Below are 23,777 nucleotides of genomic sequence, written 5' to 3'. Positions count from 1 at the left end.
GCTTTCAGCGTGTGGGCTGGTGGGTATGGGTTTGATGAGGCGTATCGAGGATGAGCTGGGGTCTGAACCGTACCACGTCGGCCGAAACAAAGTGCAGGGGAATGCCGTTCCAGTGTTTGGGCAGTTTTTCTGGGTCGGCTCCGTGCAGGTGTCCGTACACCACGCAGGTGGGCCGGTAGCGTTCAATAAGCTCGGTGAAGCCGGTGGGGCCGCCGGTGGGGCCGAAAGGGGGGTAGTGCAGGGCCAGCACCAGGTACTGGTAGTCGTGCCCCTGCAGGGTTTTGAGTGAAAGCCCCAGCCGTTCTATTTCCCGCTTGTAGATTTTCTCGTCCTCTGGGGTGAAGTTATAGCTGCCGGGGGTGTCCCAGCCGCGGCTCCCGGCGATGGCTAGATTGCCGATGACCAGCGAGTCGTGCTGCAAAGCGTGCATGCGGGGGGGCAGCACCTGTCGCAGGCGGCTGATGGAGGGCCACCAGTAGTCGTGGTTCCCGCGCAGAAGCACCTTAATACCCGGAAGCTTGGCCAGGTCGGCTAAATCGAGCATGGCTTCGGGCAGCTTCATAGCCCAGGAGATATCCCCAGCCACGATTACCAGGTCGTCCTCACCTACTACTTTTTGCCACTCTTCGAACACAGCCTCGGGATGCCCATCCCATTCCGGCCCAAAGATGTTCATCGGCTTGGGGAAGGCTTTGGACAGATGTATATCGGCGATGGCAAAGACGCGCATACGGAGCCTGGCGAGCCATAAATGGCTCAGTCTAGTGTCTAGGGTTCACGCCCGAGCGTCAAGTGTGATACGTTCACTTTGACAAGCCCAAACGCTACTACCGAAAATGCTTTTCTACCCCCTTCGATCGGCCTGAGTCCTTCACTGCTGACAGTCATCGGTCAAAGCAAAAAACTCCAGAGGTTATCTTTTTGAATCCTAGCGCACTCCCTTCCGTTATCGAACAACCGAATCCGCTATCGCCCTGCTTGGGGCATAATCGAACAGATGAAGCAAGAGAATCCCGATGGGTTGTTTTTGTATGCGCTGCGGTTGCTGGGCGCCCGGGCTTACTCGGAGACAGCCCTGCGCCAAAAACTATCCCGTAGAGCCCCGCCAGAAGTGGTGGAGGAAACCCTTGGGCGCCTCAAGCAACGGGGTTACCTCGATGACCATAGCTACGCCGAAGGTTATGTTCGGTTGTATTCGGGCCGGTGGGGCGCGGCCAAGCTGCGCCGGGCCCTTTTGTCTAAGGGTGTCTCGAGCGAGATTGTAGACCAGGTGTTGGCCGTGCAAACGGCCCAGAAAGACCCGGTCGAAGAGGCGCTGGCCCTGTTGGAGCGCTACCCCAGCCGCCACAGGGGTGAGAAGCCCCGCGCCATTCGTTTTTTGACTAACCGGGGTTATGCCCTAACCCACGCTTTGGCGGCCTGGGCGCGCTACCTCGAGCAAACCAGCGCCTAAACCCACTCGCCCTTGCGCATCAGCGGCTCGGCCTGCCCCGAGGCGGTGATGCCGTCCACATCGATCTCCCCTGAGCCGATCATCCAGTCGATGTGAATCAGGCTGCGGTTGGCCCCTTTGGCCTCGAGCGCTTCGGGGCTGAGCTGGCTACCCCCCTGGATGCACTCGCTGTAGGCCTGGCCTAAGGCGATGTGGCTGGCCGCGTTCTCGTCGAAGAGGGTGTTGTAGAACAGCAGGCCGCTTTGCGCGATGGGGGAGGAGTGCGGCACCAGGGCCACCTCGCCCAGGCGGCGGGCTCCTTCGTCGGTTTGCAGCACCCGGTTCAGCACGTCGGCCCCGCTTTTGGCGGTGGCCTCCACCACGCGGCCTTTCTCAAAGCGCACCTCGATATCCTCGAGCAGGCTCCCCTGGTAGGAAAGCGGTTTGGTGCTGCGCACCACGCCCTCGACGCGGTCTTTGTGAGGGGCGGTAAACACCTCCTCGGTGGGGATGTTGGGGTTGCAGACCGCGCCGTTTTTGGCCTGCACGGCCCCGCCGGCCCAGAGGTGATCCTCGGCCAGGCCCACCAGCAGGTCGGTGCCGGGGCCTTTGAAGTGCAGGGCGTGGTAGCGCTTCTGGTTCAGGTAGGCCACGCGCTCGGCCAGGCGCTGGTTGTGGGCTTTCCAGGTGGCTACGGGGTCGGGGGTATCGAGCCTCGAGGCCTTGAAAATGGCCTCCCATAGCTTTTGTACGGCCTCTTGCTCGGGTAGCCCCGGAAACACTGCGCGGGCCCAGGCCGGGTGCGGATAGGCCACGATGCTCCAGTTGATGTGGTGGGTGGTGATGAGCTCGAGCACCCGCCGGTAGGCCAGGGAGCGGGCCCGGCTGGCCCGGGCCACCTTTTCGGGGGGCTGGCCCCCCAGCAGGTTAGGGTCGCTGCCGGCGATGTGCAGGCGGGCCGTCCCGGCCTGAAAGGCCTCGGCCATGCCGTTATAGAGCCACTGGGGCGCTTTGTCGAAGGAAGCATCGGGGGCGTGCTGGAAGCGCAGTAGGTGGGCGGCCTCGTCGTCGTAGAGCACGCTGACCAGGGGGCTCCCGGCCTTGTAGGCGTACTCGGTGATCTTCCGCACCAACGGTACCGCCTCGATGGGCGCGGTAATCAGCAGCTCCTGGCCTTCCTGGAGGCCCAGCCCCACATGCACGGCGACCCTGGCGAGTGAATCGAGATAGTGTTCGTAAGGTTCCATTGCGCACCTACTCTAACACCCCGACCTGCTTGCAGAAAGCGCTCTTTGGAACCTTGACGGAAGCCCCGGTGCTTGCTACCCTTTGGGCAGATGCGACCCCGCACCCCCCGCAGCTACAAGTGGCACCACCAGCGCTGGTGGCGTCGCCGGGCCTGAGCGCGGTGGGTCTTTCCCACGCGTCTGGGCTTTCCTCGAGGTCACGACCTCGAGTTTTTCTTTTGACCCCTACCCAAAATTTTTGTGAGGAACCTATGCAGCTACCCAGCTACCCTCTACCCGATGCTCGAGGCCGCTACGGCGACTTCGGCGGGCGCTACGTGCCCGAGACCCTGATCCCGGCCCTGGAGGAGCTCACCGAGGCCTACCTGCACTACAAGCAAGACCCCGAGTTCCTGGCCGAGTACGCCTACTACCTGCGCGAGTACGTGGGCCGGCCCAGCCCCCTCTACTTCGCCGAGAACCTGACCCGGCACCTGGGCGGGGCCAGGATCTACCTCAAGCGCGAAGACCTGAACCACACCGGGGCCCACAAGATCAACAACACCCTGGGCCAGGCCCTACTGTGCAAGCGCATGGGCAAGAAGCGGGTGATCGCCGAGACCGGCGCGGGCCAGCACGGCGTCTCGGTGGCCACCGTGGCAGCCCTGATGGGCCTGGAGTGCGTGGTCTACCAGGGGGCCGAGGATGTGCGCCGGCAGGCCCTGAACGTCTTTCGCATGAAGCTCCTGGGGGCCGAGGTACGCCCCGTGGAGAGCGGCACCCGCACCCTCAAGGACGCCACCAACGAGGCCATCCGCGACTGGGTGACCAACGTGCGCGACAGCTTCTACATCATCGGCTCGGTGGTGGGGCCGCACCCCTACCCCGCCATGGCCCGCGACTTCCAGAGCGTGGTGGGGGAGGAGATTAAGGCCCAGCTCCTGGAGAAAGAGGGCCGCGAGAACCCGGATGTCATCCTGGCCTGCGTGGGCGGGGGCTCCAACGCCATTGGGGTGTTTGCGCCCTTTGCTTATCAGGAAAATCGTCCCCGGCTGATTGGGGTGGAGGCCGCCGGCCACGGCCAAGCCTCGGGCCTGCACAGCCTGAGCATCGGGGCGGGCCGCAAAGGCGTGCTGCACGGGGCCAAGATGTACCTGCTCTACGACGACGACGGCCAGATTCTGCCGGCCCACTCGGTCTCGGCGGGCCTCGATTACCCCGGGGTGGGCCCCGAGCACAGCTACTACGCCGAGCAGGGCCTGGCCGAGTACGTGGGGGTGAGCGATGAGGAGGCCCTCGAGGGCTTCCGGCTTTTGTGCCGGCTGGAAGGCATTATCCCGGCTTTGGAGTCGGCCCACGCCATCGCCTACGCGGCCAAGCTGGCCCCGGAGATGGAGCCCGAGCAGGTGATGGTCATCAACCTCTCGGGCCGGGGGGACAAGGACGTGGCCGAGGTGATGCGGCTCATGGAGGGTGGGGCATGACCACCCGCGAAGCCTTCGCCCGGGCCCGGGCCGAGGGGCGCTCGGCCCTGATCCCCTACGTGATGGCCGGCTACCCCAGCCGCGGGCGCGACCTGGAAATCGTGGAGCAGGTGCTGCCCTATGCCGACCTGCTCGAGGTGGGCCTGCCCTACTCCGACCCCCTGGGCGACGGGCCGGTGATCCAGCGGGCCTCCGAGCAGGCCCTGCGGCAGGGCCTGCGGGTGGCCGAGGTGGCCGGGTTCGTGCGGGAAATCCGGGCCCGCACCGACAAGCCCCTCTTTCTGATGACCTATATCAACCCGGTTTTGGCGGTAGGGCCCGAGGCCTTCTTCCAGATGTTCAAGGAGGCCGGGGCCAGCGGCCTGATCCTGCCCGACCTGCCCCCCGACGAAGACCCCGAGCTGGTCTCGCTGGCCCAGCGGGCGGGCCTCGAGACCACTTTCCTGCTGGCCCCCACCTCCACCGAGGCCCGCATCCGGGCCGTAACCCCCCACTGCACCGGCTTCGTCTACACCGTCTCGGTGGCCGGGGTGACCGGCGCGCGGGATCGGCTGCCGGAGGGCCTGCCCGAGCTGGTGCAGCGCATCCGGCGCTTCACCGACGCACCGGTGGCGATTGGCTTCGGCATCTCCAACCGGGCCACCGCCCAGCAAGCGGCCCAGGCCGCCGATGGGGCGGTGATTGCCAGCGCCTTGATCCGGGCGCTGGAGGAGGGGAGGGGGCTGGGGGAGGTTTTGAGCGAGGTACGCGCGGGCCTGCAGATGGGCTAGAATCAAGCCGATGCGGCGCATTGTGCAGGCGGAGTGTCTGGAGTATATCCGCACCTTACCCGATGCTTCCTTTCCCCTCATCTACCTCGACCCGCCCTTCAACACCCGCAAAACCCAGCAGCGGCGCCGTATACGCGCAGTGGCCGACGAACAGGGTTCGCGCCGCGGCTTTGGGGGTAAGCGCTACCGCACCGAGGCCCTCGAGGCCCCCACCTACCCCGACCGCTACGACGACTTTCTGGCCTTTTTGGCGCCTCGCCTCGAGCAAGCCCACCGACTGCTCACCTCGAGCGGCTCGCTGTTCGTGCACCTGGACTACCGCGAGGTGCACTACGTGAAGGTGCTCCTGGATCAGATCTTTGGCCGCAAGAGCTTCATCAACGAGATCATCTGGGCCTACGACTACGGCGGGCGCTCCAAAAACCGCTGGCCGGCCAAGCACGACACCCTTCTGTGGTACGCCAAGCACCCCCGGCGCTACACCTTCAACTACGAGGCCATTGACCGCATTCCCTACCTGGCCCCCAAGATGGCCGGGCCGGAGAAGGCCTCGAGGGGCAAAACCCCCACCGATGTCTGGTGGATGACCATCGTGCCCACCTCCTCCAGGGAGAAGACCGGCTACCCCACGCAAAAGCCCCTCAAGCTCCTGGAGCGCATCGTGCGGGTGCACTCCAACCCCGGCGAGGTGGTGCTGGACTTCTTCGCCGGCTCCGGCACCACCGGCGAGGCGGCGGCCCGCAACGGGCGGGGGTTTTTGCTGATCGACCAAAGCCCAGAGGCCATCGCGATCATGCGGCGTAGACTGGCGGCCTTCGAACCTGAGATAATCGTTGCCAATGCGCCCCATCCTGTACCGCAAGCTGGGTAACTTTGACCTCTGGTTCCTGAGCGACGGCGAGATTTGGCTGGACGGCGGCTCGATGTTCGGCATCGTGCCGAAGAGCCTGTGGTCGAGGCTGGTGACGCCGGATGAGCAAAACCGCATCCGCCTGGGCCTGAACCCTTTGCTGGTGCGCGCGGGCGAGCGCCTGGTGCTCATCGAGACCGGCATTGACCGCAAACCCGGCGAGAAGTTCCGCCGCCTCTACGGCCTGGGCGAGACCAACCCCCTGCTCGATCAGCTGGCGCTTCTGGGGGTAGCCCCGCAGGAGATCTCGCTGGTGATCCACACCCACCTGCACTTCGACCACGCCGGGCTCAACACCCGGCTGTCGGAGGGGCGGCTTGTGCCCACCTTCCCCAGGGCCCGCCACATCGTGCAAAAGCAGGAGCTGGAGGACGCTTTGCACCCCCACGAGCGCAGCCAGGCCAGCTACCGCATAGAAAACGTGGAGCCGCTGGCCGAACAGGGGCGGTTTGAGGTGGTGGAGGGGGAGGCCGAGATCCTGCCCGGCCTGCGGGTGCTGCCCGCCCCCGGCCACACCCTGGGGATGCAGGTGGTGGAGCTGGACTCGGAAGGGCAGCGGCTGGCCTACACCGGCGACCTGGTGGCCCTGCAGGTGCAGACCCCGCTTCTTTATATCCCGGCCTTCGACCTTTACCCCATGACCACCCTCGAGACCCGCAAAAAGCTCTACGCGCGCTGGCTCGAGGGCGGCTACCTGCTTTGCTTCGCCCACGAGCCGGGGCCGCCTCTGGCCCGGCTGGTGCGGGGCGAGAAGGGCTATCAGGCCGAGGCGGTGGAATTCTGAACTGAGGGCCTGCGTTCCACCAGGGTCAGGATGTCGTAAAGGGCCACGGTCTTGCCCTCCTGGTTGGTAATCTCCACCGCCCAGGTCACCACCCCGGTGGGCCGCTCGCCCGGCCTGGGGTCTTTGGGCGTCTTCGACTTGACGGTCAGGCGGGCCTGGATGGTATCCCCGATGCCCACCGGCTCGATAAAGCGCAGGCGCTCGAGGCCGTAGTTGGCCAGCACCGGCCCCGGCGCCGGGCTCACAAACAGGCCCGCCGCCGCCGAGATCAGGAAGTAGCCGTGGGCCACCCGCTTCCCAAAGATCGAGTCTTTGGCCCCGATCTCGTCCACGTGGGCGTAGAAGTAGTCGCCGGTGAGGTTGGCGAAGTTCACGATATCGGCCTCGGTCACGGTGCGGCGGTGGGTGAGGAGGCTCTCCCCGATCTGTAGCTCCTCGAAGTATTTGCGGAAGGGGTGCACCGCATCCTCGCGCACCTCGGCCCCGCGCACGTACTCGTTGCTCAGGGCCATTAAGGTGGTGGGGTCGGCCTGCACCGCGCAGCGCTGGAGGTAGTGCTTGATCCCGCGCACCCCGCCCAGCTCCTCGCCGGCCCCGGCCCGGCCCGGCCCGCCGTGCACCAAGAGCGGCAGGGGGGAGCCGTGGCCGGTGGACTCCTGGGCGTTTTCGCGGTTGAGGATGAGCATGCGCCCGTGGTGGGTGGCGCAGCCGAAGAAGAGGGTGCGGGCCTCCTGCCGGTTGTAGCTCACGATGCTGCCCACCAGGCTGCCCTGGCCCCGGCGGGCCAGGGCGATGGCCTCCTCCAGGCTTCCGTAGGGCATCAGGGTGGCCACCGGGCCGAAGGGCTCGAGGTCGTGGGCCCCGCTCTCCCAGGGCTTGGGGCTATAAAGCAGGGTGGGGGGCATAAAGCCGCCCTTTTCCCAGTCGCCGCCCAAAAGCTCGGGCGAACCCTGGAAGGCCACCTCGCAGCCCCGCGCCCTGAGCTGCTCGAGCACACCCTGCACGTCCCGGCGCTGCGCCGCCCCCACCAGCGGGCCCATCCGCACCTCGGGGCGCCGGGGGTCGCCCAGCGTCACCTTTGACAGCGCCCGCTTGAGGGCCTCCAGCACCGCCTCTAGCTTGTCTTGCGGAACGATCACCCGGCGGATGGCGGTACATTTCTGCCCGGCCTTGACGGTCATCTCCCGCACCACTTCCTGCACGAAAAGCTCGAACTCGAGGTCGCCCGGCTCCACGCTCTGGCCCAGGATGGCGCAGTTCAGGCTGTCGGCCTCCATGTTGAAGGGTACGGCGTTGGCGACCAGGCTGGGGTGTACCTTCAGCTTGCGCCCGGTGGCGGCCGAGCCGGTAAAGGTCACGCAATCCTGCTCGTTCAGGTGCTCAAACAGGTCGCCGATGCCGCCGCAGATGAGCTGGATGGCCCCCTCCGGCAGGATCCCCGACTCGATCATGGCCCGGAAGACCGCCTCGGTCAGGTAGGCCGTCTGGGTGGCCGGCTTGACGATGGCCGGAACCCCGGCAATAAGGCCTGGGGCCAGCTTCTCCAGCATGCCCCATACGGGAAAGTTGAAGGCGTTGATGTGCACCGCCACGCCCTCCCTGGGCACCAGGATGTGCCGCCCCAGAAAGGTGCCCTGCTTGGAGAGCGCAAGGGGGTCGTCTTCAACCAGGAAGCGCTCGTTGGGCAGCTCGCGCCGGGCCAGCGAGGAGTAGCTGAAAAAGGTGCCAAAGCCCCCGTCAATGTCGAACCAGCTATCGTACTGAGTGGCCCCGGTCTTGTAGGAGAGCTCGTAAAACTGCTCCTTGCGGGCCTGCAGGTACTGCGCCAGGGCCCGCAGCATGGCGGCCCGCTCGTGAAAGGTGTACTTGCGCAGGTTGGGGCCGCCCACCTCGCGGGCGTAGCGCACCATCGCGCCGAAATCCAGGCCCTGGCTGCTGACCAAAGCCACCGGCTCGCCATACACCGCATCGGTAACCAGGGTGCCGTCGTCCGTGCCCTGCTGCCAGGCTCCGACCGCGTAACTGTGAAGTTTCATGGCCATCATTCTAACAAACGCTTGTTCGCAAAAGGAGGCTAAAAACCGTATGGCTGTTTCAGGGCCGAACCAACTGGCATCAAACCCGTTCGGCAGGGCTCAGGAAGGGAAGTTATGCTTAAGCCGACGCCATCGCAGGTGGCCGAAAACCGCTGTCAGTGTTCCAGCACCCGGCGCACCGCCTCCAGCACCCGCTTGGCGTCCGGGCGGTAGAAGTTTTCCACCGCGCTGAAGGGGGGGTAGGGGGCGTCCCAACCGGCCACCCGCAGGATGGGGGCCTGTAGGTAGTCGAGGGCTTCTTCGGCGATGCGGGCGGCGATCTCCGCTCCAAAACCCCCCGTGCGCATGGCCTCGTAGACCACCACCGCCCGCCCGGTCTTCCGCACCGAGGAGAGGATGGTGGGGGTGTCCAGGGGCACCAGGGTCTCGAGGTCCACCACCTCCAGCTCCACCCCCTCCCGCGCGGCCACCTCGGCGGCCTTCAGGCAGACTTCCACCATGCCGCCGTAGCAGAAGAGGCTGGCGGCATCACCCTCCCGCACCACCCGGGCCTGGCCCAGGGGCAGGGTGTAGTAGCCCTCCGGCACCTCGGCCTTTACACCCCGGTAAAGCTTGATGGCCTCGAGGAAAAACACCGGGTCGGGGTCTTCGATGGCCGCAAGCAGCAGTCCCTTGGCCCGCTCCGGGCTGCTGGGGATCACCACCTTGACCCCCGGCACGTGGGCCAGCAGGGCCTCGGGGCTGTCGGCGTGCTGCTCGGGGGTTTTGACCCCGCCGCCGTAAGGGGCGCGGATGACCATGGGGATGGTAAAGCGGCCCCGGGTGCGGTGGCGCATGCGGCCCAGGTGGGAAAGGATCTGGTCGAGGGCGGGGTACAAAAACCCGGCAAACTGGATCTCGGCCACCGGGCGCAGCCCGGCCATGGCCAGGCCAATCCCAAAGCCCACAATTCCGCTCTCGGCCAGGGGTGTGTCGAAGACCCGCTTTTCGCCGTACTTTTGCGCGAGCCCGTCCGAGGCCCGGAAGACCCCGCCCATGGTGCCCACGTCCTCGCCAAAGAGCACCACCCGTTCGTCTTTGGCCAAAGCCAGATCCAGGGCCTCGTTGATGGCCTGCACGTTGTTCAGGACTCGAGTACCACGTTCGGCAATCATGCTTCCCCCCGCAGATACTGCCAGGCTGCTTGCTGGTCGGGCTGCATCTCCTGGTAAACCTGTTCCACGATCTCCCAGGGCTTGGGTTCCGGGGCCTGATCGGCTTCCTCTACAGCGGCTAAAAACTCCGCCTCGAGCGCCTCGCTTAGCGCGGCTTCCTGGTCTTCACTCCACAGCCCCAGGTGCAAGAGGCAGTTTTTCATGCGCAGAATGGGATCGCGCTTAAGCCAGCGCTCGGTTTCCTCCTCGCTGCGGTAGCGGCTGGGGTCGTCGGAGGAGGTGTGCGGGGCCACCCGGTAGGTCAGGGCCTCAATCAGGGTGGGGCCACCACCGGCCCGGGCCCGGTTCACCGCCTCTCTGGCTACGCTCCAGACCGCGACCAGGTCGTTGCCGTCTACCGTAACCCCGGGTATCCCGTAGCCCTGGGCTTTCTGGGCGATGCGCTGCACCTTCATCTGCTTGTGGGTGGGCACGCTGATGGCCCAGCCGTTGTTCTGCACCACGACCAGCAAGGGGGCGTTGAAGACCGCCGCGAAGTTGAGCCCTTCGTGAAAGTCGCCCTCGGAGGTGCCGCCGTCGCCGATGAATACCGCCACCACGGCGTCCTTGCCCATCAGCCGCTGGGCATGGGCCACCCCGGCGGCCTGGGGGATCTGGGTGGCGATGGGGATGTAAAACTGCACCATGTTGACGTTGGGCGGCGCGCCCCAGCCGGCCGGGTCGGCCCGCCAGCTCAGGATCAGCTTGCTGATGGGCATGCCAAAGGTGAGGGCCGCGGCGCTCTCGCGGTAGCTGGGCAGCAGCCAGTCGTAATCGGGGCGCAGACAGAGGGCCACCCCCACCTGGGCCGCTTCCTGGCCGCGAAAGGGTGGGTAGACCCCCAGCCGGCCCTGGCGCTGCAAGACCAGCACACGCTCGTCGAAGTGCCGGGCCCGGCGCAAAGCCCGGTAGCCCTGGAGGAGTTCTTCGGGGCTGAGGGGTAAGTCCCGTAGGGGTCGGCCTTGATCGTCGAGGTACTGAATTGTGTCCACGTGATTAGTTTAGCCCATCGCTGCAGGTGCCTATAGCAGATGGATTTCACAAACAGGATATCGTGAAAAAATATACAAAAGCCGGTGCGGGCCCGGCCCCTTAGCACAGCCAGCACCCATGGCTCAGGCGCCCCCGGCCTCGGGGGTGACCTGCTTCAGGTAATGCCCCAGCCGCTCGATGGCCTGCTCAATTTCATCCGCCGTCTTACAAAAGGCAAAGCGGAACAGCCCTCTGGGGGCGGGGTTTTGCATGTAGAAGGCTGAGCCGGGAATGGCCGCGACTTTGGCCTCGCGCACCAAGTTCAGGGCCTCGAGCCCCGGCAGGATGGCGGTGAGGAAGTAGGTTCCGGCAGGGGAGAAGACTTTGAGCCCCAGCGACCTTAGGCCCTGCTCGAGCAAGTCCTTGCGCCGGCCGTAGCTCTCGCGCAGCGCCTGGTAAAAGCCCTCCTTGCGGGCCATGGGCAGGGCCTCGGCCACCGCGGCCTGGAGGGGTGCGGCTGAGCAGAAGCTGCTCCACTGGCGCATACCGGCCACATAAGGGGCCAGGCCGGGCGGCGTGACAATCCAGCCGATGCGCCAGCCGGTGGCCTCGAGGCGCTTCCCCGCCGAGCCCACCGTGAAGACCCGCTCGGGGGCCAGCTCGCGGAACCGTATGGGGGGTTCCCCAAAGTAGAGTTCGTCGTAGACCTCGTCGCTGATAATCCAGAGATCGTGTCGGCGGGCCAGCTCTACAATCCGCTGGGCCTCGGCACGGGAAAAGACCGAACCGGTGGGGTTGTAGGGGTTGGTGAGCAGAAGGGCCTGGGTGCGCACCGTAATGGCCCGCTCGAGCGCCGGCAAGTCAACCTCCCAGCCATCCCCCAGCCGCATGGGAACCATCACCGGCTCGGCCCCGGCGATGCGGGCCTGGGGGATGTAGACGTCGAAGTAGGGCTCGAGCATCACCACCTCGTCGTCCGGCCCGTACAGCGACTCGGCCAGCGCATGTAGGGCCTCGGTGCCCCCGGCGGTGATGATCACATCCTCGGGCGCAACCCCCAGGTCTTCGGCAATGGCCTCGCGCAAACGCGGCAGGCCAATAGGCGGGGTGTACTGGTCTACGCTGCCGATAGCCCGCCGGGCGGCCTCTAGAAGAAAATCGGGCGGGGGGTTGGAGGGAAAGCCCTGCCCCAGGTTGATGGCCCCGTGCTCGGCGGCCAGGCGGCTCATCTGAGCGAAGATGCTCTCCTTGGAGAGCTGGGTGCGGGGGTGAAGGTGGGCCATGGGTGATGAAAAGTCTACCGCATGCTGTTGTGGATGCACCTAGCGAATGGGCTTGCAGGCCCGGGCCAGAACCTTCCCGCTGCGCTCACTCATCAGCAGGGCTTCCTCGGCGGCGCCGGAGCCCCTGACCCACCAGGAGGCCCGCCCGTCGGAGTACTTGACCCCCGAGGCGGCCTCGACCTGGAACAGCGGGCCGTAGGTCTGATTGTTGAACACCACCCCCACCCGGTCGAAGCTATTCTGATAGACCGCCCGAACCTCTATGCCCCCGGCGCAGCGGTAGGTGCGCTGCACCACATCGGTAGACTGGGCCAGACCCACCAGGCCAACAAACCAAACCAGCAAGATCCATCCGTGCATATGCCCTCCATTAGGCCGTGAGCAGTTTTATGTAGTCCTCGAGCTTCAGGCTGGCCCCCCCGACCAGTCCCCCATCAATGTTGGGCTGGGCGAAGAGGGCCGCGGCATTCTCGGGCTTGACCGAGCCGCCGTAAAGGATGCGCATCTGCCAGGCAAAGTCCGAACCGTAGCGGCCTTCCAACCAACCACGAATGGCCCGGTGCATAGCCTCGGCATCCTCGGGGGTGGCGGTTTTGCCGGTGCCAATGGCCCAGACCGGCTCGTAGGCAATCACCAGGTGCTGGGGCGAGGCCGGGCTGACCCCTTGCAGGCTGCCCTCGAGCTGCCGCAGGGTGTACTCGACGTGGCCTCCAGCCTCGCGGATTTCCAGCGGCTCGCCCACGCACAGGATGGGGGTGATGCCTTGCTCCAATAGACGCCTGGCTTTTTCGGCTACCAGCGCATCCGTTTCGGCGTGGTAGCTGCGCCGCTCGGAGTGGCCCACGATGGTGTATTTACAGGCCAGGTCGGCCAGCATTTTTGCTGAAACCTCGCCGGTGTAGGCCCCTTCGCTATGGGCCGAGACATCCTGCGCGCCCCAGTACACCCCGTGGCCCTCCAGGATCTCCGCAGCATAGGGTAGATGGGTAAAGGGTACCAGCAGGGCCGGTTCGGCCTGGGTCTGGGGTAGGTTGACGGTTAGATCGCGGAACCACTTCCGGGCTTCGGAGGGGGTTTTGTACATTTTCCAGTTGCCGGCTACGAGTCGCTTGCGCATAGGTGCCCCAATCATACGGTACGTAAGGCCAGATTTTACTTTCGACCCCTTATCCCCAAACCTGACGGAATTGCAACCTGCCGACAAAAAAACGGTAGACTTCTATTATGATTCAAAGCCACATCAGCCCCAAGGAGCGTGAATCGAGCGCTTTCAAGCAAAACAAAGATGCCTGGGTGAGGCTCATTGCCGATTTTCGTACCTCGCTGGAACAGGTGCGGCAGGGTGGAGGGCCCAAAGCGGTGGAGCGACAGCATGCCAAAGGACGCCTTACGGCCCGCGAGCGAATCGCGCGCTTGATTGACCCTGGAACCGAGCCTGAGGAAATCCTGGGCTATGCGGGCTGGCAGATGTACGCCGACTGGGGGGGTGCGCCGGGCGGCGGGGTGGTGACCGCCATCGGCAAAATTGCCGGCCGCGACTGGATGATCATCGCCAACGACGCCACCGTAAAGGCCGGGGCCTTCTTCCCCATCACCGCCAAAAAGGTGATCCGGGCCCAGACCATCGCCCTCGAGAACCGCCTGCCCACGGTCTACCTGGTGGACTCGGCGGGGGTGTTCCTGCCCCTGCAGGACGAGGTGTTCCCCGACCAGGACGACTTTGGCCGCATTTTTTATTTGAACGCCCGCATGAGCGGGCTGGGCATCCCGCAAATTTCGGCCATCATGGGCAACTGCGTGGCGGGGGGGGCCTACCTGCCGCTCATGACCGACGTGCTGATCATGACCGAGGGCTCGGGGCTATACCTGGCCGGGCCGGCCCTGGTCAAGGCAGCCATCGGGCAGGAGGTGGACTCGGAGGCGCTGGGCGGTGCGCGTATGCACGCCGAGGTCTCCGGCACGGTGGACTTCTACGAACCCGACGACGAAGCAGCCATTGCCCGCATACGTGCCCTGGCCGCGCTGTACGCCCAGCCGACCCTGGCCCCCTGGGCCGCAGAGCGCAAAAGCGAGGTGGAGCCCTTTCACCCGCCCGAGGATCTGTACGGCCTGGTATCACCCGACGGCAGCAAGCCCTACGACGTGAACGAGGTGATCGCCCGGCTGGTGGACGGCTCGGAGTTCCACGAGTACAAGGCCGGTTACGGCCAGACCCTGGTGTGCGGGTATGCCCGGCTGGGCGGCTTCCCGGTGGGGATCGTGGCCAACCAGCGGCTGGTGATCAAAAAGCCCGGCAAGATCGAGGTGGGGGGGGTGATCTACGCCGAAGCCGCCGACAAGGCCGCCCGGTTTATCCTCGAGGTCAACCAGCGCTTCATTCCCCTGTTGTTTTTGATGGATGTGAGCGGCTTTATGGTGGGCAAGGAGTCGGAGCAGCAGGGCATCATCCGGCGCGGGGCCAAGCTGGTGAATGCGGTCTCCAACTCGGTGGTGCCCAAGATTACCCTGATTACCGGGGGTTCCTTTGGCGCGGGCAACTATGCCATGGCCGGCAAGGCCTATGCCCCCCGTTTTATCTACGCCTGGCCCTCGGCCAAGTACGCGGTGATGAGCGGCAACGCCGCGGCCAAAACCCTGATGGAAATCGAGCTGGCCAAGCTCGAGCGGGAAGGGCGCAAACCCACCGAGGAGGATCTGCTCGAGCTTTACGAACACATCAAGGCCCGCTACGAGGAGACCCTGGACCCGCGCTACGCCGCGGCCCGGCTCTGGGTGGACGAGGTGATCTTCCCCCACGAGACCCGCCGTCGCCTCGTCCGGAGCCTCGAGGTCTGCGCCCTCAACCCGGGGCGGGAGGCGATGCAGATCGGGGTGTTTCAGGTTTAGCGGCCTGGCTGCGATTGGCCGGAGGTTTTCCCGGAAGTCTTAATCAGAAATTAATGAAACGCTGCGGATGTGATGACGATGTGATGACAAAGATATACTAGCCGCGGGTTCAAACCCAAAAGCAACCTAGATCTCTGGAGGTAGAGATGTACCGTCTAGTTTGGATCGCGCTGTTGTTGTTACTGGCATCCTGCGGAAACCGTGCGACCCCCGACAACCTAGCCCCGGTGCTAGGACTGGATAACCCCAACGTTATCCAGGGGCAGTACATTGTGGTCTACAAGGATGATGCCAACGTGCTGCCCACCCTGCAAAGCCTGAAAGCCGCTTTAGATGGGGGTGTAACCCTTCAGCGGGAACTGGAAAGCCTGGGGCTGGCACCCGACGCCAGGGTTGAGCAGGTTTACACCGCTGCTCTGCTGGGGCTTGCGGCCCGGCTATCACCCGAGAATTTAGCCGCGCTGCGGCAGGATCCCCGGGTGGCCTACATCGAGGCCGACCAGGTCATGAGCATCAGCGCCACCCAGACCGGTGCGACCTGGGGCCTGGATCGCATAGACCAGCGCACCCTACCCCTCAGCGGTACCTTCACCTACAGCAACACGGGCAGCGGCGTGAACGCCTACATCATCGATACCGGTATCCGGGTGAGCCACAGCGAGTTTGGCGGTCGGGCCACGGCGGTTTTCGACGCTATTGGAGACGGCCAGAATGGCAACGACTGCAACGGCCATGGCACCCATGTGGCTGGAACGGTAGGCGGCACGGTCTACGGCGTAGCCAAAAGCGTGCGGTTGTACGCGGTGCGGGTGCTTAATTGCAGCGGCTCGGGCAGCAACTCGGGCGTAATTGCCGGGGTGGACTGGGTGCGGCAGAATGCCCGGAGGCCAGCGGTAGCCAACATGAGCCTGGGTGGGGGGGCCTCGAGCGCCCTCGATACCGCGGTCAATAACGCCATCAACGCCGGGATTACCTTTGCCCTGGCCGCAGGTAACAGCAACCGCGACGCCTGCCAGTTCTCGCCAGCCCGCGTCACTGCAGGCATTACCGTGGGGGCCACCACCTCCACCGACGCCAGGGCCTCCTATTCCAACTACGGTAGCTGCCTCGACCTCTTCGCCCCCGGCTCTTCCATCACCTCGGCCTGGATTAGCAGCGACACCTCGACCAACACCATCAGCGGAACCTCGATGGCCACCCCCCATGTGGCCGGGGTAGCGGCTTTGTACCTGCAAAGCAACCCCAGTGCCAGCCCCGCCACCGTGCGCAACGCCATTGTGGGCAACGCCACTTCGGGTGTGGTGAGCAACGCCGGGCGGCGTTCGCCCAACCTGCTGCTGTACAGCAATTACTGATTGTTGCTACCAATCCCTAGACCCGCGCCCGCCTTTCTTGGCGGGCGTTTTTTGTGCCAGAGGGCGCATTCGGCAAATCACACACCAGGTACCCAGTAGTTGCAACGTCAACTGTGTTGTTTTATCTTGAGACGGGTAGGTTATTGAGCAGCCTACTTTACTAGGAGGGATTGTGAGAAAAAGTCTAGCGCTGCTGCCCTTTCTATTCTTGTGGGCTTTTGCCCAACAGGTCAACCTGGCTAAACCCGAAGGCCCTGTAGTGGAGGCTACGGTAGCCAGCATCAACGCTACCCTGAGAATCCAGGGCTGTGCCCGCGACCAGGAGGGCAAGGTGGTCTGCGCGGTGCAGATCCAAAGCACCGCCCGAACCAACCAGCAAGTTGCCATCTCGCACCAGGGCGTTCGCGTGATCTCGGCCCGCGGTTTCAGCTACCCGGGGTATCTGAGCGTGGATGGCGGGCAGCTAGAGGCAACCCGCAGCGTGTTTGCTCTACCTGCGGGAGGCCGCGCTACAGGGAAGCTGGTATTCCCCAATGTCCCGAAGGAGGAGACCTTCCTCTCGGCGCTTTACCTAAGCGCGGTTGAGTTCAGGGGCATCCCCATCGGCCAAGCCCCGGCTCCCCAGGTGCAAGCGCCCGCCGCGACCCCGGCTGCTCAAACCCCTACCGCTGAGCCCTGGAAGCGCTTTGTGGTGGGGCCGTTTACGTTTGAGCTGGTCAAAGGCCCTTACTCCGAGTGTTGCAACTACTATGTGTTTGAATACCAGGCTACCTCTAGCTCGGACGCCCGACTGCAAATCCGCTTCGACTCTGCGCGGACGATTGTAGAGGGGGGCATACAAGGACGTAGTGGTTACTGGAGAGTAAGTGGTGGTAATGCAGATTTCATAGCAGGCATTCCCCTCAAAGTGCTGGTTTATCTCAACACAGGGGAAAACGTAGCAGGCAAAGATATCCTCTACACCGAGTTCGAGGTCTTTGACGGCAAGGACTGGCAGAAGCTTGTGTGGCGGAATATCCCGACACCCAAGCAATAGTATCCAGGCCGGGGAAACCCGGCCTAAGATTTTCCTGAGGCGATGCCGTGTCGGAGGCGGGGTATTGGTATTGTGCTGCTCAGCGGGTGCTGCCGGGGCGTCGCTCGAGCCCCTGCAAGACCTCCACCAGCATCTCCAGGCTGTTCAGGTTGTGTACCGGCAAAAAGTCGTCAATGAAGGGCAGGGCCGCCACCAGGCCGCGGGTGAGGGGCTGGTAGCCGGGGGTGCCCAAAAGCGGGTTGAGCCAGATCAGGCGGTGGCAGGACTTCTGCAGGCGCTCCATCTCGAAGGCCAGCAGCTCGGGGTCGCCCTGGTCCCAGCCGTCGGAGATGACCAGCACGATGGCCCCCCGGCCCAGCACCCGCTTGGCCCAGCTCTGGTTGAAGCTGTGCAGGCAGGCCCCGATGCGGGTGCCGCCCGACCAGTCCTTGACCTGCTGCCCCACCTCACTCAAAGCAGCGTCCACGCTGCGTTTTTTGAGGGTGCGGGTGATGCGGGTCAGGCGCGTGCCAAAGGTAAAGCTCTCGATCTGGCGCACCCCCTGGCGGGTTTGCTCGAGGGAAAAAGCGTGTAGAAAGTGCAGCAGCATCCGCGCGTAGCGCTCCATAGAGCCCGAAACGTCAGCCAGGGCCACGATGGGGCGGGGTTTGTGTTTGCGAGAACGCTGTTCGAGCACCACCAGCTCGCCCTGGTGTTTGAGGGCGCGACGAAAACTCTTGCGTAGATCGAGTTGCTCTTTGCCGCGGGCTTTCAGACGGCGGGTACGCCGCTCGGGGGGGTTCCATACGAAGCCATACAGCAGCCTGCGGGCGGCCTCGAGCTCGGCTTCACTCATCTGGTCGAAGCGCTTTTGCTTGAGCACCTCGGTCTCGGAGAAGGTCAGGGCCCGATCCACCACGGGCTGGGGTTGCTTGCTGCTTTGCTCGGAGGAACGCGGTTCGCGCCCTACCTCGCCGGGCCGGGCCTTGGGGTCTTTTTTGGGCGGGAGGGGGGTCTGGTGGAGCAGCTCTGTCGGGAAGCGCTCCAGGCCCAGGTATTGCCAGAATTGGCGAAAGGCTTCGGCAAACTTAGCCCGGTCTTCCTGCCGGGTTAGCAGGGTGCTCTGGGCTGCGTAGAAAAAAGCCTCCGGGTCGAAGATGGAAATCTCCCCCAGGGCCCTGGCAAAAGTGGCGGTCTGCCCCGGTGTAACCACGATGCCCGCATGCCGCAGGCTCCGGGCAAAGGCCACCACGTGGCTGAGTAGCTGGCTGGTGGATACCGTCATAGCACGCTGGACATCTGGGCCCGGGCCAGCAGGTCGTGGGCCTGCTGTTTAGCCTTGACCACATCGTCCTGGTACTTGAGCAGCACCCCCAGGGTCTCCTCGATCACCTCGAGGGAAAGCTCGGTCTGGCCCAAAGCCAAGAGCGAGGAGGCCCAGTCCAGGGTCTCGGCCACGCCGGGGGCTTTGTAGAGATCTTGCTGGCGCAAGGCCTGAACGAAAGCCACCGCCTGCTGGGCCAGCTTTTCCGGTACGCCGGGTACTTTTTCCTGCACGATGCGGTATTCTTTCTCGAAGCTTGGGTAGTCAATCCAGTAGTACATGCAACGGCGCTTCAGGGCATCGTGAATCTCGCGGGTGCGGTTGGAGGTAATCACCACCACCGGCGGCTGTTGGGCTTTGAGGGTGCCCACCTCGGGCACGGTAATCTGCCAGTCCGAGAGGAACTCGAGCAAAAAGGCCTCAAACTCCTCGTCGGCCCGATCCAGCTCGTCAATTAGCAGCACCGGGGCTTTGCCGTTGGTGCTTTCCAGGGCCTGGAGCAAAGGCCGTTTGAGCAGGAACTCCTGGCTGAACACCTCGTGGCGCACCTTCTCCTGGTCGCGCTCGCCGCTGGCCTCCAGGAGCCGGATCTGCATCATCTGGCGGGCGTAGTCCCACTCGTACACCGCGCTGCTGATGTCCAGTCCTTCGTAGCACTGCAAACGAATTAGACGGGTGGAGAGCACCTCGGCCAGCACCTTGACGATCTCGGTTTTACCGACCCCCGGCTCGCCTTCCAAGAGCAGGGGGCGGCCCAGCTTGAGGGCCAGAAACACCGCCACCGAAAGCCCCTTATCGGCGATGTAGCGGTGGGCCTCGAGGGCCTTCTGGGTCTCCTGCACAGAATTGGGAAACATGCTTTTATCTTCACATAAAGGAGAGGGGCCGAATTACCTCAGCCCCTCACAATTGGTCGCGAGCCGCTACAGCCCGGCGGCCTGCATCAGGGCCCGCTTAGCCATCACATCCACCAGGTGCGCGCGGTACTCCTTCGATGCAACCAGGTCGTGGTTGAGGTGGTCGGCGGGTAGCAAGCCCTGGCAGGCGGCGGCGATGTTCTCGGCGGTTAGCGGCTTGCCGGCAAGGGCCTGCTCGAGCTTGGTGAGCCGCATGGCGTGCTCGCCTGCCCCGGTGACCGCCGCCCGCAGGCTGTTTCCGTCCAGTACCACGGCCACCCCCACCACCGCGTAGCGGCTGGCCGGGTGGGGGAACTTGGCGTAGGCCATGCGGGCCCCCGGCCGGATGGGAATGTGCACCTCGGTGAGAATCTCACCCTCCTGCAGCGCGGTGCTGAACATGCCGGTGAAGAACTGCTCAGCCTCCACCACCCGGCTGCCGGAGGGCCCCTGGATTTTGATCTGGGCGCCCAGCGCCAGCATGGAGGCCGGCAGGTCGGCGGCGGGATCGGCATGGGCCAGCGAGCCGCCGATGGTGCCTTTGGTGCGCACCATAGGGTCGCCGATCAAGCTCACCGCCTGGGGAATAATCGGGCAGAGTTCCTTGAGCAGCTCGGAGGTTTCCAGCTCGCGGTAGGTGGTCATGGTCCCGATCACCAGGGTGTCACCGTCGCGGCGGATGCCCCGCAGCTCGGCCACTTTAGAGATATCAATCAGCATGGGCGGCGCAGCCAGGCGCAGCTTCATAGCCGGGATCAGGCTGTGGCCCCCGGCCAGCAGCTTGGCCTCGGGGTTTTGTTGGAGCAGCGATAGCGCCTCGGAGAGGTTGTTGGCTTTTTTATAGCTGAAGGGTGCTGTGTACATCTCGTCCTCCGCGGGGTTGCGGCTAATCGGCAGCCTGGGCCAGGCGGCTGTGCTGGATGGCCCGCCAGACCTTTTCTGGGGTGTAGGGCATATCGAGGTGCACGATACCGAAGGGCCGCAGGGCGTCCATTACGGCGTTGGCGATGGCTGCGGTAGAGGCGATGGTGCCGGCCTCGCCGATGCCCTTGACGCCCAGGGGGTTATGCGGGCAGGGGGTCACGGTGTGGTCGTGCTCGATCTGCACCAGGTCGTCGGCGCGGGGTAGGGTGTACTCGAGGAAGTTGCCCGAGAGAATCTGGCCTTCCGGGTCGTAGACGGCTTCCTCCAGGAGGGCCTGCCCCAGGCCCTGGGCGATGCCGCCGTGCACCTGCCCTTCGGCGATCAGCGGGTTGATCACCGGGCCGCAGTCGTCCACCGAGAGGTAGCGCAGCAGCTTGACCTTGCCGGTCTCGGGGTCGACCTCCACCACCGCGACGTGGGTACCAAAGGGGTAGACGAAGTTTTTGGGGTCGTAGAAGTGGGTGGCCTCGAGGCCGGGCTCGAGGTCGGCGGGGTAGTTGTGGGCCAGGTGGGCTTGCAGGGCGATCTCGAAGAAGGTCTTGGCCTTGTCGGGCACCCCTTTGACCATAAACTTGCCGTCCTCGTGGACGATGTCCTCGGGGGCGGCTTCCAGCAGGTGGGCAGCGATTTTCTTGGCCTTGTCGATAATCTTCCGGGTGGCCAGCACGATGGCCGAGAGGCCGGTGGGCGCCGAGCGTGAGCCGTAGGAGCCCCAGCCGTAGGGCATCCGCCCGGTGTCGCCGTGCACCAGCACCACGTCCTCCACCGGAATTTGCAGCTCATCGGCCACCACCTGGGCGAAGGCCGTCTCGTGGCCCTGGCCGTGGCTATGGGTGCCGGTGAAAACCTCCACCTTGCCGGTCGGCATCACCCGCACCAGCGCGCTTTCCCACTGCCCGGCCTGGGCGCCCAGGCTACCCACCAGGGCCGAAGGGGCCAGCCCGCAGGCCTCGATATAGGTCACCACCCCAATCCCCATGTACCGGCCCTGCTTGCGCCACTCTTCCTGTTGCTGGCGCAGTTGCTTGTAGCCCACCAGCTCCAGGGCCTTGTCCAGATTGGCCTCGTAGTTGCCGGAGTCGTACTGCAAGGCCACTGGGGTTTGGTAGGGGAAGGCATCGGGGGGAATCAGGTTCTTGCGGCGGAACTCCACCGGATCCATCCCCAGCTCGTGGGCCATCACATCCACCAGGCGCTCGAGCAGATACGTGGCCTCGGGCCGCCCGGCACCCCGGTAAGCGTCCACCGGCGTGGTGTGGGTGAAGGGGGCGGTCACGTGGCAGTAGATGTGGGGGGTGGTGTAGGTGCCGGCCAGCAAGCAGCCGTACAGGTAGGTGGGCACCGCTGGGGCAAAAGTGGTCAGGTAGGCCCCCAGGTTGGCGATGGTGTCCACCCGCACGGCGGTAATCTTGCCGTTCTGGTCTACCGCCATCTCGGCCACGGTCTCGTGGTCACGCCCATGAGAGTCGGTCACGAAGCTCTCTGAGCGGCGGGCTGTCCACTTGACCGGGCGGCCCAGCTTTTTGGCCGCGTACAGCACAATTATCTCTTCGGGGTACTGGTAAATCTTGCTGCCAAAGCCCCCGCCCACATCCGGGGCAATCACCCGCAGCTTGTGTTCGGGGATACCCATAATAAAGGCCGCGATCAACAGGCGGTGGATGTGGGGGTTCTGGCTGGTGGTCCAGAGGGTGTACTCGTCGCTGGCCTTATGGTACTGGGCCAGCGAGGCCCGCGGCTCCATGGCGTTGGGCACCAGGCGGTTGTTGCGCAGCTTGAGCTTGACGGTTTTGTAGGCGCTGGCGAAGGCTTTGTCTACCGCTTCCTTGTCGCCAATGCTCCAGGTGAAGCAGACGTTATCGGGCACGTCGTCATGGACGGCAGGTGCGCCGGGTTTGAGCGCCTCACTGCCCAGCGAAACCGCCGGCAGCGGCTCGTAGTCTACCTCCACCAGTTGGGCGGCGTCCTCAGCGATCTGGCGGGTCTCGGCGATGACCGCGGCCACGATATCGCCCACATGCCGGGCTTTATCAAAGGTGATGGCGTAATGGGGCGGGGTTTTAATGCCGGGGTGCAGCCAGCCGGTGGGAATGCTGTTAATACCCGCGTCCTTCATCTCCTGACCGGTAATCACCGCCAGCACCCCAGGGTGGGAACGAGCCTTGGAGACATCAATTTTCTTGATCCGGGCGTGGGCGTACGGCGAACGAACCATGGCCGCGTGCACCATGCCGGGCAGGGTCATGTCGTCGGTGTAATTGCCGGTACCGGTAATGAAACGGGGATCCTCGACCCGTTTCATCGCCTTACCAAAGAGTTTTTCGGCCATTGCTTTCTCCCTTCGGAATGAGGGCCCGGTGCTCGAGCGTTGCGGGAAGCCAGGCCCAGCCGATTGCGTCGGGTTCTTTTAGTCGTCCGCTGCTGCGCCAACCTTACCGGCCATTTTGTTGGCGGCGTATTGTACGGCCCGCACGATGTTGTGGTAGCCGGTGCAGCGGCACAGGTTGCCCTCGAGGGCGTGGCGGATCTCCTCTTCGCTGGGCTGTGGGTTTCTGTTGAGCAGGTCGGCGGCCGCCATAATCATGCCAGGGGTGCAGAAGCCGCACTGCAACCCGTGCATCTCCCAGAAGCCTTCCTGCACCGGGTGCAGGCTGTCCACGCTCCCCAAGCCTTCGATGGTGGTAATGCTGCTGCCGTCAGCCTGTACAGCGAACAGCGTGCACGACTTCACGGCCTGGCCGTCGAGGTGCACCGTGCAGGCCCCGCACTGGCTGGTATCGCAGCCCACATGCGTGCCGGTGAGCCCCAGGGTCTCGCGTAGATAATGCACCAACAAAAGCCTCGGCTCGACCTCGCTGTGGTGTTCGACGCCGTTGACCACGACCTTGATCTGAACTTTCTCTGCCATGCTTCCTCCTAGGAAAACGAATGGGTCGATTCGAAACGGAGTGCCTTGGGTCTAGAGGGATGGTGGGCCTTCATCACCGCCTTGAAAGCCCGGTAGACCGCCGATGACCGCATGGCTGGGCACCAGCCTGCATGCGCCCTTGTCTTCACCTGGGGGCCAGGTTCTGGGGTAAATCCATGGGGTGAAGAGAAGCTTGAGCAATGCAGCACCTCGAGGCCAGCGCTATCAAAAACCACTCCAGGTACGCCAAACCAAGCGATCTGAAAACCTTTCACCCTAAACTATATAACCTCGCAGATGAGAGTAGCAAGAAGTTACGTGATTTGCTGATAGCAGGAAATTGGGTGAATGTGTGCTGCTAACAAAGTGAATGGGGGTG

General features: G+C 64.4%; 21 protein-coding genes. 8 read left to right on the top strand and 13 right to left on the bottom strand.

Annotated features, from left to right (window positions below):
• Positions 1-4: 4 nt before the first annotated feature.
• A complete protein-coding gene (locus MTAI_RS07425) occupies positions 5-730 on the bottom strand; it encodes a metallophosphoesterase (RefSeq protein ID WP_027886812.1) in 726 nt (241 codons plus the stop codon).
• A 267-nt stretch (positions 731-997) separates the two neighbouring features.
• Here MTAI_RS07425 and recX point away from each other — a divergent pair, with 267 nt between their 5' ends.
• Positions 998-1,453 (top strand): recombination regulator RecX, encoded by a 456-nt coding sequence (recX, locus tag MTAI_RS07420; protein ID WP_027886813.1) that lies wholly within the window; start codon positions 998-1,000, stop codon positions 1,451-1,453.
• On the opposite strand, the gene MTAI_RS07415 is transcribed toward recX, so the two are convergent.
• On the bottom strand, positions 1,450-2,679 hold the full coding sequence (locus tag MTAI_RS07415; protein WP_027886814.1) for an aminopeptidase: 1,230 nt from the start codon (positions 2,677-2,679) through the stop codon (positions 1,450-1,452). The genes recX and MTAI_RS07415 overlap by 4 nt on opposite strands.
• Before the next feature lie 251 nt (positions 2,680-2,930).
• Here MTAI_RS07415 and trpB point away from each other — a divergent pair, with 251 nt between their 5' ends.
• From trpB to MTAI_RS07395, 4 genes are read left to right on the top strand one after another with little or no spacing between them, the layout of a single operon-like run.
• The gene (trpB, locus tag MTAI_RS07410; RefSeq protein WP_027886815.1) at positions 2,931-4,142 is read left to right on the top strand and encodes a tryptophan synthase subunit beta; all 1,212 of its coding nucleotides are present in this window, start codon (positions 2,931-2,933) and stop codon (positions 4,140-4,142) included.
• Positions 4,139-4,912 carry a tryptophan synthase subunit alpha gene (gene trpA / locus MTAI_RS07405; protein ID WP_027886816.1) on the top strand — a complete coding sequence of 258 codons (774 nt, stop codon included), beginning with the start codon at positions 4,139-4,141 and terminating at the stop codon, positions 4,910-4,912. Before trpB ends, trpA begins: the two co-directional genes overlap by 4 nt.
• Before the next feature lie 10 nt (positions 4,913-4,922).
• Positions 4,923-5,783: a DNA-methyltransferase gene (locus MTAI_RS07400; protein WP_027886817.1), complete on the top strand. Its 861-nt coding sequence runs from the start codon at positions 4,923-4,925 to the stop codon at positions 5,781-5,783.
• Positions 5,752-6,606 (top strand): MBL fold metallo-hydrolase, encoded by an 855-nt coding sequence (locus MTAI_RS07395; protein ID WP_027886818.1) that lies wholly within the window; start codon positions 5,752-5,754, stop codon positions 6,604-6,606. Before MTAI_RS07400 ends, MTAI_RS07395 begins: the two co-directional genes overlap by 32 nt.
• Here the strand turns inward: MTAI_RS07395 and paaZ are convergent.
• From paaZ to tpiA, 6 genes are all read right to left on the bottom strand, one after another.
• Entirely contained in the window at positions 6,582-8,642 is a 2,061-nt protein-coding gene (gene paaZ, locus MTAI_RS07390; protein WP_027886819.1) for a phenylacetic acid degradation bifunctional protein PaaZ, read from the bottom strand. The two genes, MTAI_RS07395 and paaZ, sit on opposite strands and share 25 nt — an antisense overlap.
• A gap of 155 nt (positions 8,643-8,797) precedes the next feature.
• A complete protein-coding gene (locus tag MTAI_RS07385; protein ID WP_027886820.1) occupies positions 8,798-9,796 on the bottom strand; it encodes an alpha-ketoacid dehydrogenase subunit beta in 999 nt (332 codons plus the stop codon).
• Positions 9,793-10,827 (bottom strand): pyruvate dehydrogenase (acetyl-transferring) E1 component subunit alpha, encoded by a 1,035-nt coding sequence (gene pdhA / locus MTAI_RS07380; protein ID WP_027886821.1) that lies wholly within the window; start codon positions 10,825-10,827, stop codon positions 9,793-9,795. The genes MTAI_RS07385 and pdhA overlap by 4 nt, the downstream gene beginning before the upstream one ends.
• 123 nt (positions 10,828-10,950) lie before the next feature.
• Positions 10,951-12,090 (bottom strand): pyridoxal phosphate-dependent aminotransferase, encoded by a 1,140-nt coding sequence (locus MTAI_RS07375; RefSeq protein WP_027886822.1) that lies wholly within the window; start codon positions 12,088-12,090, stop codon positions 10,951-10,953.
• 39 nt (positions 12,091-12,129) lie between these two features.
• Positions 12,130-12,450: an MliC family protein gene (locus tag MTAI_RS07370; protein WP_027886823.1), complete on the bottom strand. Its 321-nt coding sequence runs from the start codon at positions 12,448-12,450 to the stop codon at positions 12,130-12,132.
• A gap of 10 nt (positions 12,451-12,460) precedes the next feature.
• Positions 12,461-13,207, bottom strand: coding sequence for a triose-phosphate isomerase (tpiA, locus tag MTAI_RS07365; RefSeq protein WP_027886824.1), 747 nt, complete (start codon positions 13,205-13,207; stop codon positions 12,461-12,463).
• 107 nt (positions 13,208-13,314) lie between these two features.
• On the opposite strand from tpiA, the gene MTAI_RS07360 reads away from it, so the two are divergent.
• The 3 genes from MTAI_RS07360 to MTAI_RS07350 all read left to right on the top strand — a co-directional run bounded on the left by MTAI_RS07360 (position 13,315) and on the right by MTAI_RS07350 (position 17,367).
• A complete protein-coding gene (locus MTAI_RS07360) occupies positions 13,315-14,976 on the top strand; it encodes an acyl-CoA carboxylase subunit beta (protein WP_187388515.1) in 1,662 nt (553 codons plus the stop codon).
• Positions 14,977-15,122: 146 nt separating this feature from the next.
• The gene (locus MTAI_RS07355) at positions 15,123-16,331 is read left to right on the top strand and encodes a S8 family peptidase (protein ID WP_187388514.1); all 1,209 of its coding nucleotides are present in this window, start codon (positions 15,123-15,125) and stop codon (positions 16,329-16,331) included.
• Between the two features lie 172 nt (positions 16,332-16,503).
• Positions 16,504-17,367: a hypothetical protein gene (locus MTAI_RS07350; RefSeq protein ID WP_187388513.1), complete on the top strand. Its 864-nt coding sequence runs from the start codon at positions 16,504-16,506 to the stop codon at positions 17,365-17,367.
• 79 nt (positions 17,368-17,446) lie between these two features.
• Here the strand turns inward: MTAI_RS07350 and MTAI_RS07345 are convergent, their stop codons facing one another.
• From MTAI_RS07345 to MTAI_RS07325, 5 genes are all read right to left on the bottom strand, one after another.
• A complete protein-coding gene (locus MTAI_RS07345; protein ID WP_187388512.1) occupies positions 17,447-18,631 on the bottom strand; it encodes a vWA domain-containing protein in 1,185 nt (394 codons plus the stop codon).
• On the bottom strand, positions 18,628-19,527 hold the full coding sequence (locus tag MTAI_RS07340) for an AAA family ATPase (protein ID WP_013013788.1): 900 nt from the start codon (positions 19,525-19,527) through the stop codon (positions 18,628-18,630). The genes MTAI_RS07345 and MTAI_RS07340 overlap by 4 nt, the downstream gene beginning before the upstream one ends.
• A gap of 66 nt (positions 19,528-19,593) precedes the next feature.
• On the bottom strand, positions 19,594-20,430 hold the full coding sequence (locus tag MTAI_RS07335; RefSeq protein ID WP_013013789.1) for an FAD binding domain-containing protein: 837 nt from the start codon (positions 20,428-20,430) through the stop codon (positions 19,594-19,596).
• 22 nt (positions 20,431-20,452) lie between these two features.
• Entirely contained in the window at positions 20,453-22,819 is a 2,367-nt protein-coding gene (locus MTAI_RS07330; protein ID WP_013013790.1) for a xanthine dehydrogenase family protein molybdopterin-binding subunit, read from the bottom strand.
• Between the two features lie 78 nt (positions 22,820-22,897).
• Entirely contained in the window at positions 22,898-23,398 is a 501-nt protein-coding gene (locus tag MTAI_RS07325) for a (2Fe-2S)-binding protein (RefSeq protein ID WP_013013791.1), read from the bottom strand.
• Positions 23,399-23,777 lie beyond the last annotated feature (379 nt).

Source organism: Meiothermus taiwanensis WR-220, assembly GCF_003568585.1.
Classification (GTDB): domain Bacteria; phylum Deinococcota; class Deinococci; order Deinococcales; family Thermaceae; genus Meiothermus; species Meiothermus taiwanensis.
This window is presented reverse-complemented; position numbering and strand designations above follow the sequence as displayed.